General features: G+C 68.5%; 11 protein-coding genes and 2 pseudogenes. 8 read left to right on the top strand and 5 right to left on the bottom strand.

From position 1 onward, the window contains the following. The first annotated feature begins 91 nt into the window (after window positions 1–91). On the top strand, window positions 92–2,317 hold the full coding sequence (locus tag MZTS_RS12695; protein WP_192284122.1) for a CHASE3 domain-containing protein: 2,226 nt from the start codon (window positions 92–94) through the stop codon (window positions 2,315–2,317). A 43-nt stretch (window positions 2,318–2,360) separates the two neighbouring features. Here MZTS_RS12695 and MZTS_RS12700 read toward each other — a convergent pair whose 3' ends face one another. After that, window positions 2,361–2,537 (bottom strand): hypothetical protein, encoded by a 177-nt coding sequence (locus MZTS_RS12700; RefSeq protein WP_009866542.1) that lies wholly within the window; start codon window positions 2,535–2,537, stop codon window positions 2,361–2,363. 197 nt (window positions 2,538–2,734) lie between these two features. Here MZTS_RS12700 and MZTS_RS12705 point away from each other — a divergent pair, with 197 nt between their 5' ends. From MZTS_RS12705 to MZTS_RS12715, 3 genes are all read left to right on the top strand, one after another. Further along, window positions 2,735–3,229, top strand: a complete 495-nt coding sequence (locus tag MZTS_RS12705; protein ID WP_192284123.1) for a YciE/YciF ferroxidase family protein — start codon at window positions 2,735–2,737, stop codon at window positions 3,227–3,229. Between the two features lie 146 nt (window positions 3,230–3,375). Continuing rightward, window positions 3,376–3,849: a DUF3597 domain-containing protein gene (locus MZTS_RS12710; protein WP_009866544.1), complete on the top strand. Its 474-nt coding sequence runs from the start codon at window positions 3,376–3,378 to the stop codon at window positions 3,847–3,849. A gap of 137 nt (window positions 3,850–3,986) precedes the next feature. Continuing rightward, window positions 3,987–4,232, top strand: coding sequence for a hypothetical protein (locus tag MZTS_RS12715; RefSeq protein WP_192284124.1), 246 nt, complete (start codon window positions 3,987–3,989; stop codon window positions 4,230–4,232). A gap of 27 nt (window positions 4,233–4,259) precedes the next feature. Here MZTS_RS12715 and MZTS_RS12720 read toward each other — a convergent pair whose 3' ends face one another. Beyond that, a complete protein-coding gene (locus tag MZTS_RS12720) occupies window positions 4,260–5,270 on the bottom strand; it encodes an HWE histidine kinase domain-containing protein (protein ID WP_192284125.1) in 1,011 nt (336 codons plus the stop codon). Between the two features lie 229 nt (window positions 5,271–5,499). Here MZTS_RS12720 and MZTS_RS12725 point away from each other — a divergent pair, with 229 nt between their 5' ends. Next, window positions 5,500–5,637, top strand: coding sequence for a hypothetical protein (locus tag MZTS_RS12725; protein ID WP_192284126.1), 138 nt, complete (start codon window positions 5,500–5,502; stop codon window positions 5,635–5,637). Window positions 5,638–5,792: 155 nt separating this feature from the next. Next, entirely contained in the window at window positions 5,793–6,500 is a 708-nt protein-coding gene (gene gntA / locus MZTS_RS12730; protein ID WP_192284127.1) for a guanitoxin biosynthesis heme-dependent pre-guanitoxin N-hydroxylase GntA, read from the top strand. Here the strand turns inward: gntA and MZTS_RS12735 are convergent. Continuing rightward, the gene (locus MZTS_RS12735) at window positions 6,486–9,878 is read right to left on the bottom strand and encodes a bifunctional diguanylate cyclase/phosphodiesterase (protein ID WP_192284128.1); all 3,393 of its coding nucleotides are present in this window, start codon (window positions 9,876–9,878) and stop codon (window positions 6,486–6,488) included. The two genes, gntA and MZTS_RS12735, sit on opposite strands and share 15 nt — an antisense overlap. A 636-nt stretch (window positions 9,879–10,514) precedes the next feature. Between MZTS_RS12735 and MZTS_RS12740 the strand changes: the two are divergent. Next, a pseudogene (locus MZTS_RS12740) lies at window positions 10,515–11,672 on the top strand (PAS domain-containing protein); the annotation flags it as partial. 44 nt (window positions 11,673–11,716) lie between these two features. Here the strand turns inward: MZTS_RS12740 and MZTS_RS25210 are convergent. Both MZTS_RS25210 and MZTS_RS12745 read right to left on the bottom strand, forming a co-directional pair. After that, a pseudogene (locus MZTS_RS25210) lies at window positions 11,717–12,097 on the bottom strand (PAS domain S-box protein); the annotation flags it as partial. A gap of 302 nt (window positions 12,098–12,399) precedes the next feature. Next, a complete protein-coding gene (locus MZTS_RS12745) occupies window positions 12,400–13,575 on the bottom strand; it encodes a YihY/virulence factor BrkB family protein (protein ID WP_192284130.1) in 1,176 nt (391 codons plus the stop codon). A gap of 351 nt (window positions 13,576–13,926) precedes the next feature. Between MZTS_RS12745 and MZTS_RS12750 the strand changes: the two genes are divergently transcribed. Continuing rightward, the gene (locus MZTS_RS12750) at window positions 13,927–16,392 is read left to right on the top strand and encodes a PAS domain-containing protein (RefSeq protein ID WP_192284131.1); all 2,466 of its coding nucleotides are present in this window, start codon (window positions 13,927–13,929) and stop codon (window positions 16,390–16,392) included. The last annotated feature ends 1,756 nt before the right edge of the window (window positions 16,393–18,148 follow it).

Below are 18,148 nucleotides of genomic sequence, written 5' to 3' on the forward strand. Positions count from 1 at the left end.
CATGCCGCGTCCGGCGGGACGCAGGCGCGCATGGGACCTTCGTTCCCGGCATCCGAGCGACCGGACACCGCCACTCGATGCCCGGGATACGATGACACGCTACCTCGTCACGCGCGCCAACCTGCTGGTCTTCGGCGTGCTCGTGGTCATCCTTGCCCTGGTCGGCGCGGTCACCTGGGAGCGACTGAACGCGTCGCGTGCCGCCCGCGAGTGGTCGCAGCACAGCTACCGGGTGCTCGGAACCACGAAGGATCTCGCCATCGCTCTGCGCGATGCGGAGCGCGGCCAGCGCGGCTACCTGCTCACCGGCCGCGACGAGTACCTCGGACCCTACAACGCCGCGCGCGACCGCATTGGCCTACTCCAGGGCGAGCTCCTGAAGCTGACCGCCGACAACGGCGCCCAGCAGGAGCGCCTGCGTGCGCTGGCGCCGCTCCTTCAGCACAAGCTGGAGGAGCTCGCCCAAACCGTGCAGGCTCGTCGGGATTCCGGGCTGGAAACGGCCCTGCGCATCGTCAACACCGACACCGGGCGCAACGACATGCGCGAGGCGGAGAACGTGCTCGCCGCCATGCTCGCCGACGAGCAGCGGCTGCTCGACGCGCGCCTCGCCCAGAACGACGCCCGCGCCCGGTGGGTGCGCTGGCTCGTCATCGGCAGTTCGGCGCTCGCGGTTCTGACCTTGCTCTGGGCGGCCCGCCTCCTGAACCAGGCTTGGTCGCGCTCCTACCGCACCGAGGCCGAGCAGCGCGATCTCGCCCTGCGTCTCCGCACGACCCTCGACAGCCTCAGCCAAGGTGTCGCCGTGTTCGGTCCGGACCGCAAGCTCGCGAGCTGGAACGAGTGCTTCCAAGTCCTGCTCGACCTGCCGAAGGCGATGCTCCGGCCAAGCACCACCTACACCGCCTTCGTCGAGCACACGGGCGAGCCGGGCCGCCCAGCCCTGGAGACCGAGGACCAGATCCGGCACGGCAGCTGCAACCCGCGCGAGGCGGTCACCTACGAGCGCGAGCGCGCCGACGGGCACCACTTGGAGATCCGCCGGACCCCGATGCCGGACGGCGGCTTCGTGCTGACCATCTCCGACATGACCAAGCGCGCCCAGGCCGAGGGCGTGCTGCGCGAGGCCCAGAAGATGCAGGCCATCGGGCAGCTGACCGGCGGCATCGCGCACGACTTCAACAACCTGCTGCAGGTCATCCTCGGGAACCTGGAGTTCGTCCGGGCCAAGCTCGACGGCGACGCCAAGCTGCAGCAGCGGGTCGAGCGCGCGGCCTGGGCGGCCCAGCGCGGGGCGACGCTGACAGGGCAGCTCCTGGCCTTCGCCCGCAAGCAGCCGCTCGCACCGGCGGCCATCGACCTCGCGGCGACCATGCCGGACCTGGTGCCGCTTCTGCGGCGGACGCTTGGGGAGCACATCGAGGTGCGCTACGTCGAGACCGCCGGGCTGTGGCACGCCATGGCCGATCCGGCTCAGCTTGAGAGCGCGGTCCTCAACCTCGCCCTGAACGCCCGCGACGCGATGCCAGGCGGCGGACGCCTCACCATCGAGCTCGGCAACAAGGTGCTCGACGAGGAGTACGCGCGGCACCATGCCGAGGTCGCGCCCGGGGACTACGCCATGGTGGCGGTCTCCGACACCGGACATGGCATGACGCCGGAGGTGGTCGCGCGCGTGTTCGAGCCCTTCTTCACGACCAAGCCCGACGGCAAGGGCACGGGGCTTGGCCTCGCCATGGTGTTCGGCTTCGTCAAGCAGTCGGGCGGGCACGTGAAGATCTACTCGGAACCCGGCGAGGGCACCACGGTGAAGCTCTACCTGCCGCGCGCGGTCGGGGCGGCCACACCGTCGCAACGGACAGGCGCGCCCATCGAGCTCCCGCGAGGCACAGGCACGGTGCTGGTTGTGGAAGACGAGGCGGCGGTGCGCGAGATCGCCTGCGCCATACTCTCCGACCTCGGTTACCGCGTCCTTGAGGCGGCGGACGGCGAGGAGGCGCTGCGGGTGTTCGGGCAGAACACGACCGCCATCGACCTGCTGCTGACCGACGTCGTGCTGCCGGGCAAGGTCCGGGGCCGAGAGCTCTCCGAGCGCGTGCGGGCGGTCCGGCCTGAGGTGAAGGTGCTGTTCATGTCCGGCTACACCGAGAACTCCATCGTGCACCACGGCCGGCTCGACGACGGCGTGCAGCTCATCGGCAAGCCGTTCAAGCGCGAGCAGCTCGCCCGCAAGGTCGCCGAGGTGCTCGGGGTGTCCGCGTCCGAGCCAAGGGAGCCCGGCAAGGTGGTGGAGCTCAGGCCGAGGCGCGACGCCTGACGGAGGTGTCGACGCCGGGCGTCGGCACCCGGGCCGCAACCACCTAACCCGAGTACCCTGCCTTCTCCTCGGCCTTGGCGAGATGCGCCTCGTGCTGGCGTTGGAGGTCCTCGAAGGTGTCGAGGAGCGCCTCGGCCTCCACGACCGGCAGGCCGGACGCGCGGAGCCGGGCCACGAGCGCGCGCTGCTTGGCCACGTGCCCGGCAACCCTGCCGGACATGCCGCCTGACCATTTCGAGTTCGGTTTCCCCTGTCTTCACCTGGCCAGCCTACACGCATCAGGGACGGATGGCGCTACCGAGCGCATCGGGCAACAGTCGATGCGAATGGCCCATCGGTACGGGCCCGGCGCGCAAACGGCCCAGGAACATCGCGTCCTAGGTCGTGTTGCCAGGAGGCGACCGACAGGAGCCATCGATGTCAGCACCGAGCAGCCTCAAGGAAGTCTATCTTGACGAGATGAAGGACCTTTGGTCGGCGAACGACCAGATGATAAGGACAGTCAAGGAGTTGGGCGGCCATGTCTCCGACCCGAAGCTCAAGCAGATGCTTGAGCACTCGGTCGGCGGCATCCAGAAGCACACCGACATCCTCAAGGACCTGATCCAGCAGAACGGCGGCGAGGCCGAGCCGGAGCACTGCAAGGGCATGGAGGGTCTCGTGACCGAGGCGAAGAAGCACGGCATCCAGGAGGCGCCGAGCGACGGCAAGCTGCGCGACGTGGAGATCATCGCGCAGTACCAGCGCATGTCACACTACGGGCTGGCCGGCTTCGGCTCGGCGGCGGCCTACGCCAAGGCCCTCGGCCGCTCCGAGGACGAGCAGAAGCTGAAGCAGGCGGTGGCGGAGATCTACAAGGGCGACGAGATCGCGAGCCAGCTCGCCGAGAGCCTGGAGCAAGTCGCGGCCTGAGGCGTCAGGACCGCGGCGAGGCGGAGGGCACCGTAAGCGGATACGACATTGCCCGTCCGCTTCGGTCCAGGTCGCGGAACGTCGGTCGCCGGCGTTCCGTTGTCGTCCGCTCGGCCCCGGTCGGGGCCAGGATCTTGGAGGACTGAATGAGCATCTTCGGGTCGATCATGTCGAAGATCTTCGGCGGCGGCAGCGCGAGCGCCCAGGCGGCAGCTCCGCACGCCTCGGAGACGCCGAGCGTGTCGGCCGCGGCGCAGGGTTCGGGCGGTCCGACCGGCTCGGCCAGCAGCGCGGCCGCGCCCTCGATGAGCGGGGCGCCGTCCCCCGTCGCCGACGCTCCATCGGGAGCCGGGCAGGCGAACGTCGACGTCGGGCAAGTGCTCGCCGACCTCGCCTCGAAGAAGGGCCAGACCCTCGACTACAAGCGCTCCATCGTCGACCTCATGAAGCTGCTCGACCTCGACAGCAGCCTGCAGGCCCGCAAGCAGCTTGCCGACGAGCTGCACTACACGGGCGACAAGGAGGATTCGGCCTCCATGAACGTCTGGCTGCACAGCCAAGTGGTGCAGAAGCTCGCCGAGAACGGCGGCAAGGTTCCCGACGACCTCAGGCACGCGTGACCACGTAGGGCGCTGGTACTCGCTCCGGCGCCCCGACAAGCCAGTATGCCGCTTGGGCCACACGTCGGGGGCGCCCGGGTCCTCCCCGGGGCCGCCGTGAAGCCGGGCACGACACGCACCAGCAGGACCGCAAGCCTATGCCCTACAGGACCCTCGTAGCCTTCGCGTTCGCGACCTCCGGCCTCGTCGTGGCGCAGGCCGCACCTGCCATGGACCGGGAGGCGCTGAAGGCCCGCTGCAGCGGCGATTACGCCACGTATTGCGGCGACCTTCCGCCGGACGGCGACGAGGTCCAAGCCTGCTTCCGCAAGAACATGGCGAACCTCGCGCCGGCCTGCCGAACGGAGATCGATCGGAACGGGAAGGGCGGTAGGAAGGGCTGAGCCTCGCGCTTGCGTGTCCAGCGCCCTTCAGGGGCGTGGCGGCGGGAGGGGCATGCGGACGGACACCCGCAGGCCGTCCGAGGCGAAGTCCACGTCCACCTCGGCGCCCGTCTGCGTGGCCAAGACCTTGTTCAGGAGGCGGTGGCCGAAGCCTTCGCGAGTGGGGTACGGGGCGGGCGGCCCGTCGTGCTCCGCCCAGTCCCACCGCAGAGCGCGGCCGGCCGGGCCCTCCTCGACCCACCAGGTCACCTGCAGCCGCCCGTTCGGGTCGGCGAGCGACCCGTGCCGCAGCGCGTTCGTGGTCAGCTCGTGTAGGGCCATGCCTACCGGCACCGCGGTCTCCGATGGCAGCGTGACCCGAGGCCCTTCCAAGCTCAGGCGCCCGCGCTCGTCGTAGGGGCTCAGCTCGGCCCGCAGCAGCCCGTCGAACGAGGCGGCCTGGGCGACGTCCTCGGTGATCAGCGCATGCGTGCGCGCTAGCGAGGCGATGCGGCCCGATAAGGCGCGGGTGAACTCCGGGATGGTGAGCGAGGACCGCACGGTCGCGTTCAGCACGGCCTGGACGGTGGCGAGCGTGTTCTTCACCCGGTGGTGCAGCTCGCGCACCATCAGCGCCTGCCGGTCCTCGTAGGCGCGCCGCTCTGTGACGTCGCGCTGGGTCGAGACCCAGTGCGCGATGCGTCCCTCCCCGTCGCACACCGGAGTGATCACCCACTCGATGCGGTAGGTCGAGCCGTCCTTGCGGTAGTTGAGCGCCTCGTCGCGCACGGCCTTGCCGGCCTCCAGGGCCGCGCGCACCCGGTCGAGGGTCGCGCGGTCCGTTTCCGGCCCCTGCAGGATGCGCGGCGAGCGCCCGACGACCTCGTCGAACTCGTAGCCGGTCATGCGGGTGAAGGCAGGGTTTGCGTACTCGATGCGCGGGCCCGGCTCGTCGAGCTCGGCGGAGGTGATCAGGATGGCCTCGCCGGACGCCTCGACCGCGGCGCGCAGCAGCCTGAGGTCAACCCGCCCGACCCTCGTCTCGTCCAAGCCCGGCAACACACCCTCCACCCACGGCCGACGTCCGCCCGGCCCGTATGCCCAACTGCGGCCGGGCGTACGCTGCTTAACCTACGACGGTGTGCCGGGTTGCCGTGGACGGCGGCCAGGGCTGCGCCGCATCGTCCCAGGCAGGCCCCGTTCGGGAGCGAATCCGCGTGCGGTCGCGCGGGCGGGTCGGAACGCAGAGGCCTTCGCTGGCTTGCCGTTCGAACCACAGGAGGCGAGCATGACCGAGAAGAAGGGCCACGGCAGCGCGACGGCCAAGAAGGCGAACGCCAAGGCGAGCGACGAGGGCAAGTCGAACCCGCGCACCTCGTCGTCGGCCCAGGCCGAACTGGGCAAGAAGGGCGGCAAGAGCAAGTGAGTGCAGGCCGCGCCCGTCGCGGCGGCCCGTAGGCTGTGGGTAAACCGCGCCGGTCGGCCGCGACGCGGAACGCGGCGAAGGCGGCGTCGTTGCCCGAGGCCGCGCCACCTCGCGCGGTTTCTTGGTCATTCGTGCGACGTGCGTACCGAGTTCCGATGCAGCTGCCTAGAGACGATACCAACCATCCGCAGGCGGAAGCCTTCCGTGCCTTCATCCGCGACGCCGGCTTCCCGTGCGTCGGCGCCAAGTCGGCCCTGACCAAGGGGCAGATGCGCGTCTTGGTCGCCCGCGACATCACCTCGGCCTGGGACGACATGCGCATCTACCCGGCGCTGATGGCCTTCGCGGCGCGCTATCGGAGGCGGCCGGACCTGTTCCAGAGCTTCGCGGTGGTGTTCGAGGGTCCCGGCAACCTCGATGAGGAGGGTTTCGAGCGGCACCTCTGGGACCGGGTGCAGTCGCTCGCCGACAAGGATGCCTGGCTCGGGCATCCCTGGGACGGACGCGTCGCCCAGGAGCCGGACAGTCCGCACTTCTCGCTGAGCTTCGCCGGCGAGGCGTTTTTCGTGGTCGGCCTGCACCCGAACGCAAGCCGGCCGGCGCGGCGGTTCTCCTCGCCCGCGCTGGTGTTCAACCTGCACGCTCAGTTCGAGCAGCTGCGCGAGGCAGGGCGCTACGAGAAGCTGCGCGCCTCCATCCTGCAGCGGGACGAGGCGCTGGCCGGCTCGGCGAACCCGATGCTGGCGCGCCACGGCGAGGCGTCAGAGGCGCGCCAGTACAGCGGCCGTGTCGTGGGCGAGGAGTGGCGTTGCCCGTTCCGGCCGCGCGGCGAAGGCGCTGGCAAAGGCTCAAGCCTGCCCTAGGATCGGCGCCGTCTTCTGCTCCTTCCCTCGGGCGTCGCTCCCGCTAGGGAGCTCGGTTTGGCCTCCTTTCCGGTAAGCCAAATCAAATGGAAGTCGGGACGGTCGCCCAACAAAGTAACCCTGCGCCTGTGACCAGCCGTTAGCCTTCAGCCAAGCAAGCTGGTCTGCTGTCTCGACACCCTCTGCCGTCGTGACCATCGAGAGCGCCCTGCCCATCTCTCCCGCCGCTCGGATGATCGCTTCGGATTGGGACGAACGTCCAATGTCGCTGACAAAGCAGCGGTCGAGCTTAAGCTTGTCGAAGGGGAAGAGGCGTAGGTACGAGAGCGACGAGAACCCGGTTCCGAAGTCGTCGAGTGCGATGCGCACGCCGAGCCCCTTCAGGGCGTGCAGGATGCGCATGTTGTGCTCGCTCTCATGGAGAAGGACAGACTCCGTAATCTCCAACTCAAGACGGGCTGGGGCCAGACCGGAGCGCGCGAGTGCCGCCGCCACCTTCAGGGGCAGGCTGTTGCAGCGGAACTGGACCGCCGAGACGTTGACCGCAACGGAGACGTCTTCCGGCCATTCGGTAGCTTGTCGACACGCCGTCTGCAGCACCCAGTCGCCGATGGGCACGATGAGGCCCGTCTCCTCGGCGAGCGGGATGAACTCCGCCGGGGAGACGGAGCCTTTCGTCGGGTGGTCCCAGCGGAGCAAGGCCTCGACGGCTCGGACCGTGCCGGAACGGAGGTCCAGCAGCGGCTGGTAGGCGAGGTGCAGCTCCTCGCGTTCCAACGCACCGCCGAGTTCCTGCTTCATGAACTGGCGGACGCGGATACGCTCCAGCATACCGTCCTCGAACAGCCGTACGGTGCCGCCTCCGTCCGCCTTTGCGCGGTAGAGTGCGATGTCGGCGGCCTTAAAGAGTTCGTCCGTGGACCTGCGACCGTCCGCGACCCGGGCCAGGCCTACGCTTGCTCCGAGATGGATGACGTTGCCGTCGATCTCGAACGGCGGCCGCAGGCAAGCGGTCATCCTCCCGGCGAACGCCGACGCAGAGCCCACATCCCCGATGTGGACCACGGCGAACTCGTCGCCGCCGAGGCGGGCCATTCGGCTTCCATCCCCTACCGTCTCGCGAAGCCGGCGCGCGACCGCGCGGAGCAAGGCGTCGCCGACCGGATGGCCCATGGTGTCGTTCACCTCCTTGAACAGGTCGAGATCGAGCAGGAGAACGGCGACTTCCTCGCCGCCGCGTTCAAGCGCTTCCTCCAGTACCTTGTTGAAGCTCGTTCGGTTCAAGAGGCCCGTCAGCGGATCGTGGTGGGCAAGGTGGACGATCTCCTCGCGGGCGCGGCGCGCTTCCGTCACGTCTCGAAAGAATATGGACATGCCATCGCTCCCGTTCGGGAAGGCATGGATCTCAAGCCAGATGTCAGCTCTCTGGGCGAACATCTCGAACTTGACCGCCTCGCCACGGGCATGAACGGGCTCGAAACGCCGCTTCAGGTCAGTCGTGAGGTACTCGGGGTAGGCATCCCAGAAGACCTCCCCGACCTTGAGTGCGCTGGTTCTGCCGACAAAGGTCCTGGCGTGCGGATTCATGTAGGTGACGCGGGAGTCACGGTCGACGACGATGACGCAATCCGTGGTGCTCTCCAGCACCTCGGCCACCTGGGCGCGCGCGGCATTGACCTCCCGCCGCATCCGCTCCTGCTCCGACACGTCGCGGGAGATGACGAGGATGTGCGTGATGGTGCCGTCGGCGTCCCTGACGGGGTCGACCGTGATATCCCACGACGTATCCGCGCCCACCCTGTCCGGGCAGATGCAGGAGAAGCGGTGTCCGGTACCAGCGCGGGCGTGAGCCACGGCTTGCTTGACGGCAGCACGGTGCGCCTTTGGCCAGGTGTCTGCCCATGAACGTCCGACGATCCGGTTCGCCACGTCCTGGCTTAGTCGCTCCATTGCCTTTCGACCAAGCGAGCGCACGCGCCCATCGAGGTCGAGAACCGTGACGAAGTCGGGGCTGCCATCGAGGATGCTACGCGCGAAGGCCACGCTCTGGCGGAGCCCCGCTTCCGCGAGCTTGCGGTCGTGGATGTCTTCGAGCGTGCCGTACCAGCGCAGCACCGACCCATCGGACGCGAGGCGCGGAGCCGCATAGGCGCGGAACCAGCGGTACGTACCCGAGCGCAGCATGACCCGGTACTCGGTGTCGAGTGGACAGCGCTGGTCCAGGGCGTAGGCCCACTTCGCGGTCGTCGGCGGAAGGTCGTCGGGATGAACGGCCGAGGTCCAGCCGTGGCCCAGGGTCTGGGCCGCGGTCATCCCGGTGAGTTCAAGCCAGCGTGGACCCGCCTCGGTGATGCCTCCGTGCGCGTCCGCCGTCCAGGGAATCTGTGGACTCAATTCCACGGCATGGCGATGGTGATCCTCGCTCTCGCGGAGCCTTGCCTCCACGGCCTTGGCCTCGGAGACGTCGCACAGGATGCCGACCATGCGCGGCGGCCTCCCGGCGATGGCTTCCATGGGGCCACCGCGGCTCGACAGGTGGCGCGTCCTACCTGCGGCGTCGACGATGCGGATCTCGATGGCGAAGGATCGGGCCCCCTCGACCGCTCGGATCGCTTCATCCAGGAGATGGAGATCTTCGGGATGGACGCTCCGTCGGAACAAGCTCGCCGCATCGTGCCCGGCATCGGGTTCGACGCCGAGGAGGCGGTAGAGCCCGTCCGACCAGGTCAGCTCTCCCGTCGTGAGGTCGACCTCCCAGCTTCCCGAGGCGCTGACGCTCTCGGCCTGCGAGAGGAGAGTACGCTGCTTCAGCACTTCCTCGTCCCGCTCGGCCTTCTGTTGCGCAACCCGAGCCAGTTCGTCGCGGTCCGCCACCGCCTTGACGTCGGCGCGATGGCGGATCAACTCCGCCATCGCCACCTCGGCGAGCTTGGCGAGGATCACGGCTTGGTCCGAACGGAACACGCGCGGCGCGGTGTCGGCGACGCAGAGCGCACCCAGCCGTATGCCCGGCTCCAGCAGCAGAGGCGCGCCCGCGTAGAACCGGATGCCGGGCCCAGCGGTAACGAGGGCATTCGTCGCGAAGCGCTCATCCTCCAAGGTGTCGGGAACGACCAACACGTCGTCGGCGCCAATGGTATGGTCGCAGAGCGCCTGCCCCCGCGGCATGTCACCCAGCGACACGCCGCATTGCGCTTTCAGCCACTGCGTCTCGCCGTCGAGGACGGACACGTACGCGATGGGAACGGCGAAGATGTGCCGAGCCAGGTCGCAGATGCGGTCGAGAGAGGGGGACGGCCCCATCGCGTCGGCGCCAAGCTCCTTAATCGAAGCGATGCGCTCCTCTTCGATGACACTGGGCATGGTCGGGCTGAACATGACATCCGTTTCTGATGGATGTCAGCATCAGCAGGTGCGCGCTAAGGCTTCGTTACGCGGCACTCTTTTGTTACTGCCGGCAAGGCCTTGGCCGGGGTACACCTTGGCCGCCTCCTCCACATGCTGACACTGCCTCGACCCGAGCCGAGCGGAACCGACAGGTGGCTTCCTCCAAGTCGCTAAACCCGCCGCCGGACCAGCGCCGATCCGTGAGCTCGAACCCATGGAAGCCGCGCCGTCGCGTCCGGGCCTGCTCACGCATCCACTGCGAACCCGCAACCGCGCGAGGGTAGCGATGGGCAGACGGCGCGCTCCTAATGTTCAATACCCGTCGGCTGAACCGCTGCTTCCCCGCCTTCTCGGACGTTCAATGGTGAGGACCGAGCGTCGGATTCCGACCACGGGGTTCCAAATGCCGCCGCCGTGTCCGCGCCGCTTGAAGGTGCACTCCGGACGCGTCGCGCTAGTTCGCCGCGGCGCCGCCCCTCTGTCCGACAAGCCGAGAGCGGGCTTGAATCGATTGTGGCGTTTCAGCCACAAGGAAGGTCCTGATAAATCGGACCCAGTTGCGGGATGGTAGGCGCGATCACGACATCCTCGAACGTATTCCCTGGCGGCGGCGAAATGGGCGGCCGCATGCGGGCGTTCGACTGGTCGGCGACTGCGCTGGGGCCTCCGGAATCTTGGCCGGACACGCTCATCCTCGCGACGGGGATCGTGCTCCAGGCCGCCACTCCGATAGCGGTGTACTGGGGAACGGATCTCGCCATCCTCTACAACGATGCCTGGGGGGCGCTGGTCGGCGGCAAGCATCCGGGTGCCATGGGGCGCCCGGCACGCGAGGTGTTCCCCGAGGCTTGGGACGAGCTCGGGCCCATGTTCGCCCGGGTGCTCTCCGGCGAGGGCGCCGTCGAGGTGCAGGACCAGCGCCTGCTTCTCGACCGGGCCGGCACGCCCGAGGAGGTCTTCTTCACCTACAGCCTCAACCCGGTACTCGCCCCGGACGGCACCGTCGCCGGCGTCTTCAACGTGGCGCAGGAGACGACCGCCCGGTTCCGCGCCGCGGCGGGGCTGGCCGCCAGCGAGGAGCGCTTCAGGAGCTTCGCCGAGAACTCCGCCGACGTTCTCTGGATCGCCGACCCTGCGGGCAACCGCCTGGAGTACCTGAGCCCGGCCTACGAGCGCGTCTGGGGCGACCGGCGCGAACTCGTCTTGGACGACCTCGGGCGGTGGGCCGCGCTGGTGCACCCGGAGGACCGCGAGCGCGCCTACGCCGCCATGCCGCGCCTCCTCGCAGGCGAGACGCTCACGGTCGAGTACCGCATCGTGCGCCCGGACGGGGGCGTCCGGCACATCCGGGACACCGGCTTCCCGATCCGCGACGGCGAGGGCCGCCTCCGGCGCATCGGTGGCGTCGCGCAGGACGTCACCGCCGAGCACGTCCGGGAGGAGGCGCTCCGCGCGAGCGAGGAGCAGTTCCGCGTCTTCGCCCAGGCCATGCCGAGCCACGTCTGGGCGGCACGCCCCAATGGCCAACTCTACTGGTTCAACGAGCAGGTCTACGCCTACAGCGGCGCGGCCGCCGGGACGCTCGACGGCTCCGCCTGGACCGGCATCGTCCATCCGGACGACCGGAGCGGGGTCGACAAGGCATGGCGGTTGTCGCTCGCAACGGGCGAGGACTACGAGGCCGAGTTTCGCATCCGCCGCGCGGACGGCGCCTACCGCTGGTTCCTGACGCGCGGCAAGCCGGTGCGCAGCCGAGACGGCGCCCTCACGCGGTGGGTCGGGACCTGCACCGACATCGACGACCGCAAATGCGTCATGGCCTGGAGTTCGTCCCGGCTGCGGCGGGTCTCGCCCTCGCTCGCCGTCGCCTCGGTGCGGTCGCGCAGGATCTTGAGAAAGCCCAGGTCGGCGCCCGCGGGCGAGCGCAAGGGCATCATCTCGCCGCTGGCCCAGAACCGAGAGCCGTCCTTGCGCAGGTGCCAGCGCTCGTCGGCCGCACGTCCCGTCTCGGCGGCGCACCGCATCTCCGTCTCTGGCCGCCCCGCGGCTCGGTCCTCGGGGGTGAAGAAGTTCTCCGCCGAATGCCCGACCATCTCCTCGGCGGACCACCCCAGGATGCGCTCCGCGCCCGGGTTCCAGGCGGTGACGCGCCCCTCATGGTCGGTGGTGACGATGGCAAAGTCGACGGCGCTCTCGAAGATCGCCTGGTAGGGCACCGGGTCCATCAGGCGTGACCGATCCTGCGGGCACCCGCTCCCGATGCCGTTCACCGCGCTCCTCCGCCATCACGGTTCGGCATCGGAGGCACCCGCAGCCGGGCGGTTCGGGAAGCGGCCAATTGGATCTCGGGCATGCGTCGGTAGGGATGCTTCGGCGCCGGGAGTAGGCGAATCGGGGTCAGGTCGGACACGTGCGAGGATAACCGCTCGTGTCCGATGAGGCAGGCCAGGCGTAGGCCGAGGCATGTGGCTACGCAATCGCCCGCACGCGAGCCGCTCGTGCGAGTGGCCTGTCAGGTTGAGGAAGCCGCCACCGTATCGGCCATGCGGGCCTGGCGGGCGCCGAGCGGCTTGCCGCCCCCGACCGTTGTGTCGCGCGCGGTCTGATGCTCCATCTCGGCGTTGAGCTCGGCCCCGAGCAGCACCACCGTCGTGGACAGCCAGATCCAGGTCATGAAGCCGATGGCGGCGCCCAGCGAGCCGTAGGTCTCGTTGTAGCTGCCGAAGTTGGCCACGTACCAGGAGAACAGTCCCGACGCGACGAGCCACAGGGTGCCGGCCACCGCGCTTCCCCAGGTCACCCAGCGCCACTTCGGCTTCCTGCGGCTCGGACCGTAGCGGTACAGCACCGCCAGGGTGCCGATGACGAGGACCAGCAGGGCCGGGAAGCGCAGGAGCGCGATGTACCAGGCCTTCTGGTCGAGCCCGAGCACCTGCAGCGCAGCCGGCACCACCACGATGCCGGTCAGCGCTAGCACCACGAACAGCAGCGCACCTGCCGTGAAGGCGAGCGACTGCAGGTTGAGCATGACGAAGGAGCGCTTCTCCTCCTCCTCGTAAGCGATGTTGAGGGCGTCGAAGATGGCCTTCATCCCGCCGTTGGCGCTCCAGAGCGAGAGCAGGATGCTGAAGATGGCGGTGAGGCCGAGGGCGGTGTCGCCGGTCGCGGTCAACCGCTGCACCTGCCCGCCGACGATGTCGATGGCGCCGTCCGGCAGGATGCCGCGCAACTCGTTGAGGTGCGTGTTGATCGTGCTCGGGTCCGCGACCGCGCCGTAGATGGAGACGAGCGCCGCCACGGCCGGGAACAGCGCCAGGATGGCGTAGAAGGTGACGCCGGCCGCGACCAGCAGGATGCGGTCGTTGCCGAACTCCTGGTAGAGGCGGAGCGCGATGTCCTTCCAGCCCTTGGCCGAGATCTCGGACGGCGTGTCCGCCTGGCGCCCCCGCTCCGGTTCGGCTTCGGCAAGGTGCGCGGCCGCGGCGCCCTCATGAGAGGCGGGACCATCCTCGGTCCCGAGCTTCCGTTCGTCCTTCCCGGAACCGCTCGCGACGGGCGAGGGACCTGCGCGCCGCCTTGGCAGGGCGACCAGGCCGACGAGAGCCACGCCCAGGAAAGCCGTCCATAGGGTCGAGGCGGCCTGTGCGGGGGCGGTGGAGGGAGGCGGTGGGGTAGGCTGGTCCGTCATGGCTCACCGGAACGCAGGGCTCACGCTTAGCCCTGGGGCACTGTCACAACGGCAATGGACACGCTTTGGTGCCGTCGAGCCGTTGATGCCACGGATCGACCGCGCGACCCCTCGCCGCGGAGCGGTCGTTTGCACGCTCCCGCACTATCTAGGGCCAGGACCGATCAAGCGTGGCAGGGTGAGGCGTCTGCCCGCACCGTACCTAGGGGGATGCAACCGCGATGCCCGGCGAGACTTCCCGTTGCGTGACGCCGTCGGCGGCTTCGGGCCGTTCGCATGCCCCGAGCGATGCGCGCTCGCGCCGACCGGGCGGCCGGCGGGCGCCCGATGGGATGCGGGACCGCGCACGGCATGGTTGACGCCTTCTCGTTCCTGCCGTCCGGGGGTACGACGGGTTCGGAGATCCGCGCCCGCGACTGGTCGGAAACCTCGCTCGGCCCGCCCGAGGAATGGCCGCCGGCCCTGCGCAATGCCCTGTCCTTGATGCTGTCCTGCCCCACGGCGATGTTCCTGGCCTGGGGGCCTGACCTGCTTTGCTTCTACAACGACGCCTACCGCCCGATTCTCGGCTACCGGCTGGACACCGCGCTGGCTCGTCCCTTCCGCGAGGTCTGGGCCAGCATCTGGGACGAGATCGGCCCGCTGGTCGACGCCACTCTGTCGGGCGAGAGCCAGGCGCTCACCGACGTCATGCTGGACCTCTCGCGACAGGGAGTGCCGGAGCGGAGCTGGTGGTCCTTCTCCTACTCGCCTGTGCTGGACGATGCCGGCGCCGTCAACGGGCTGTTCTGCGTCACCGCGGAGACCACGTCGCGGGTGCTTGGCGAGGCGCGCCTCCGCGAGAGCGAGGACCATTTCCGCCACGCGGTCGAGCTCAACCCGCAGGTGCCCTGGACCTGCGACCCCGACGGCAACATCACCTCTTACTCGAACCGCTGGCTCGAACTGACGGAGCAGGCTCCGGGTGAGCCGGACGGCTCCGGCTGGGCCAAGGCGCTGCACCCCGACGACGTGCCTTGGACCATGACGGCCTTCTCGGCGGCTCTGACGTCCGGCGATCCGGTGGACGTCGACTACCGCATCCGCGTGGCGGCCACCGGCGAGTACCGCTGGATGCGTGCCCGCGCGCGTCCGCGCCGGAACGAGGGCGGCGGCATCGTCCGTTGGTACGGCGTCGTCGAGGACATCCACGACCGCAGGCTCGCAGAGGAGCGCTTGCGCGAGGTGAACGAGACGCTGGAGCAACGCGTCACCGAGGCGCTCGCCCAGCGCAAGCTCTGGGCGGACGTGTTCGAGACGACCGACGCCCTGGTTAACGCCCTCGACCCAGACTTCCGGGTGCTGGCCATCAATCGCGCCTGCGCGGACGAGTTCGAGGCGATCTACGGGGTCCGGCCACGAGCGGGCGACAACCTGATCGACCTGCTTGCGGACAAGCCCGAGCACCAGGCCGCGTCCCGCGAGGTATGGGCGCGCGCCCTGTCAGGGGAGGAGTTCACGCTCGTCGGCGAGTTCGGCGACCCGGCCCGCAGGCGGCGCTGCTACGAGCTGAGGTTCACCACGCTGCGGGACGGCGCGGGCGGGAGGATCGGTGCCTTCCAGTACGGCACCGACGCAACCGAGCGGCTGCGCGGCCAGGAGCAGCTCGCCCGGGCCGAGGAGGCCTTGCGCCACGCGCAGAAGATGGAGGCGGTCGGCCAGCTCACCGGCGGCGTGGCGCATGACTTCAACAACCTGCTCACCATCATCCGCTCATCTGTCGAGTTCCTGCGCCGGCCGAACCTGCCGGAGGAGCGTCGTACCCGCTACCTTGAGGCGGTGGCGGACACGGTCGACCGGGCCGCTAAGCTGACGAGCCAGCTCCTGTCCTTCGCGCGGCGGCAGGCGCTCAAGCCCGAGGTGTTCGACCTGCGGGACCGCGTGCGGGCCACCTCGGAGATGCTCAACGCGGTGACCGGCGCGCGCATCCGCATCAAGACCGAGGTGACGGACGGGCCCTGCCACGTGCGGGCCGATACGAGCCAGTTCGAGACGGCGCTGGTGAACCTCGCCGTGAACGCCCGCGACGCCATGGACGGGGAGGGCACGCTGACGCTCCGGCTCACCTGCGGCGAGGCGCTGCCCTCGATCCGCGGGCATGCCGGCGCGCCCGGGCCCTTCGCGGTGGTGTCGGTCTCCGACGAGGGCGTCGGCATCGCGCCAGACCTGCTCGCGAAGGTCTTCGAGCCGTTCTTCACGACGAAGGAAATCGGCAAGGGCACCGGGTTGGGCTTGAGTCAGGTCGTCGGCTTCGCCAAGCAGTCGGGCGGCGACGTGGACGTGGCGAGCGAGGTGGGGCGCGGCACGACTTTCTCGCTGTACCTGCCCCACGTCGACCCGCCCCCGGACAGCGCGGAGACCGGCGAGGAGGAGCCCGCCATGCAGGACGCGGACCGCGCCCTGTGCGTGCTGGTCGTGGAGGACAACCTCGACGTCGGGCGCTTCTGCACCCAGCTCCTTGAGGATCTCGGCCACTCCACGATCTGGGCGCACAACGCGGAGGCTGCGCTCGCGGAGATGGAGCGGGTGCCGTTCCGCTTCGACGCGGTGTTCTCGGACGTGGTCATGCCCGGCATCGGGGGCGTCGAACTCGCTCGCCGGCTCCGGACGGACCACCCGAAGCTGCCGGTGGTCCTGACGACCGGCTACAGCGACGTGCTGGCCCGCGACGACGCCCATGGGTTCGAGCTCGTGCGCAAGCCCTACTCGGCCGAGGAGGTGGCGCGCGCGTTAAGGACGGTCGTCGCCGGGAGGGGCAGAGCGTCCGCGCGGGCGTAAGCTACCCGGCGCCGTCGCCTTCAAGCACACCCTCGGTCCTAAGATAGCCGGCGGGGCCATGAGCAAGCTTGATCACGGGGATTGATCGGCATGGATGGACGTCGCTTCCTCCCGGCAGCCTCCATTGCATGTGGTCGCCACCGTGGCCGTACTTTCTGGGTTCGTGGCCGCCTACAGGTCCACTTCAGCCTATGGAGCGGACATCTGGACCGGCAGGCTCGAAAGTCTGCAAGGGGTCAGTAGTTCGCATGCCGTCTAGACTGCAATGCGCCACAAGTGGCTTCTCGAACACAGCAGATGGCATGGCCACTTGGCCTCCGAGAGCTGCCATTGGCATGGAAGGGCCAATCCAGGCGGCCACGACATGCTCATATCGTGCCATATAAATTTGGCCCTGGTCACGCACCGTCGATACGGTCCCTGCTATGACCTCCCAGATGGTCCCGTTCTTTGTAGAGGACGAGCTCAAGCGGAACGGCGTTGCGTTCGTCAAGGCCGGTGACTGGGAGCCGTACGTGGTCGGGGACGGGATGCTGATCGCCGGGTAGAATCCAGCCTAGTCCGGCCCCCGGCCGAGCGCCTTTTCGACATGCTCGCGCACTTGACACCCAAGGCGGCACAAACCGCGGACGGACCCGAGGCTACCTTGAAGACGCTCAGCCATCCCGCTTCGCAGACTTCTTTTAACCGTCCACCTCTTTCCGACTCGGTGCTCCAGGGCTGCTGGTCTAGAACGTCGATCCGGACAATCTTAGGCGCAGGTGATGGCGAAGAAGCCTAGCAAGCCACGGGTGCAGACCGAGTTCCTCCCAGGCCAACTCGACATGGTTGACTGGATGGGAGGATTAAGATGGCTGAAGAAAAGATCAGCCGCTGATGACCGCGAGACGGCAGACGACGTCAACCGGCACGCGTACTTTGGCCTGATACGCACGACCAAATACTATCCTCCGCTGCTGCTAGCACCACGCTTGCCGACCATCGTTCAGATGCGCGTCTTGGCTACAGCTATTTGGGGGACGACTTGGCACGGTCGCGCGGCCAGTGAGCTTGGCGTCGACCAGAAACAACTTCGACGCTGGGAAGAGACGGATCCTAACACTATGCAATTTCGAGGAACGCCGCCTATCAGGCATGTTGAGCGGCTGCGCGAAGTAGCCGAGCGGCATAGGAAAGGAATTCAGCTAGCTCTATCCATGAGCGAGCCCACCGTTGACGGTTCTCCTGAGACACGCCCGCTTCTGAAGCGGGGCGTCTAGCTCTCTTGCCACGGTGAGGCGTCCGACGTTGACGGCGTTGTCTGAGATTTCTGGCAGCGAAAGCCATGCGCTTTCTTTTCGCGTGCTAGCAGTAGTCAGGATTTTCTGACGGTGGCCTCAAGGTTCGTCTGACGCTCGCCCGTCCCTAGCAGTGTGGCGTGTCAGAAATCGCTGACACGATATTTCCAGCCATCCAAACCCTTTCTGCAGCTCATGTCAGGATCCTCTGACAATGGACGTTTGCAATCGACGGCTCCGGTCTGGAGCAGAATCTCATCGGTGACAGCGATTGCTGACGGGTCTTCCCAGGCGCCGGGCCGCGCGCGCGGCCTTTTCAGGCCTGCCGGATCAGCCCGAGGCGGGTCGTTAGCGCCTTCTTGGCCTGGCGCTGCTTCACGCCTCGTCGCTCGACGAGCTCCTCCATAGCCTGTCCGATGAGATCCGCGAGGCCGTAGGCGATGCCCTCGAAGCCTTTCTGCTCCCGCGCGCGCGCGCGG

This window comes from Methylorubrum zatmanii (assembly GCF_014845115.1).
GTDB lineage: Bacteria > Pseudomonadota > Alphaproteobacteria > Rhizobiales > Beijerinckiaceae > Methylobacterium > Methylobacterium zatmanii.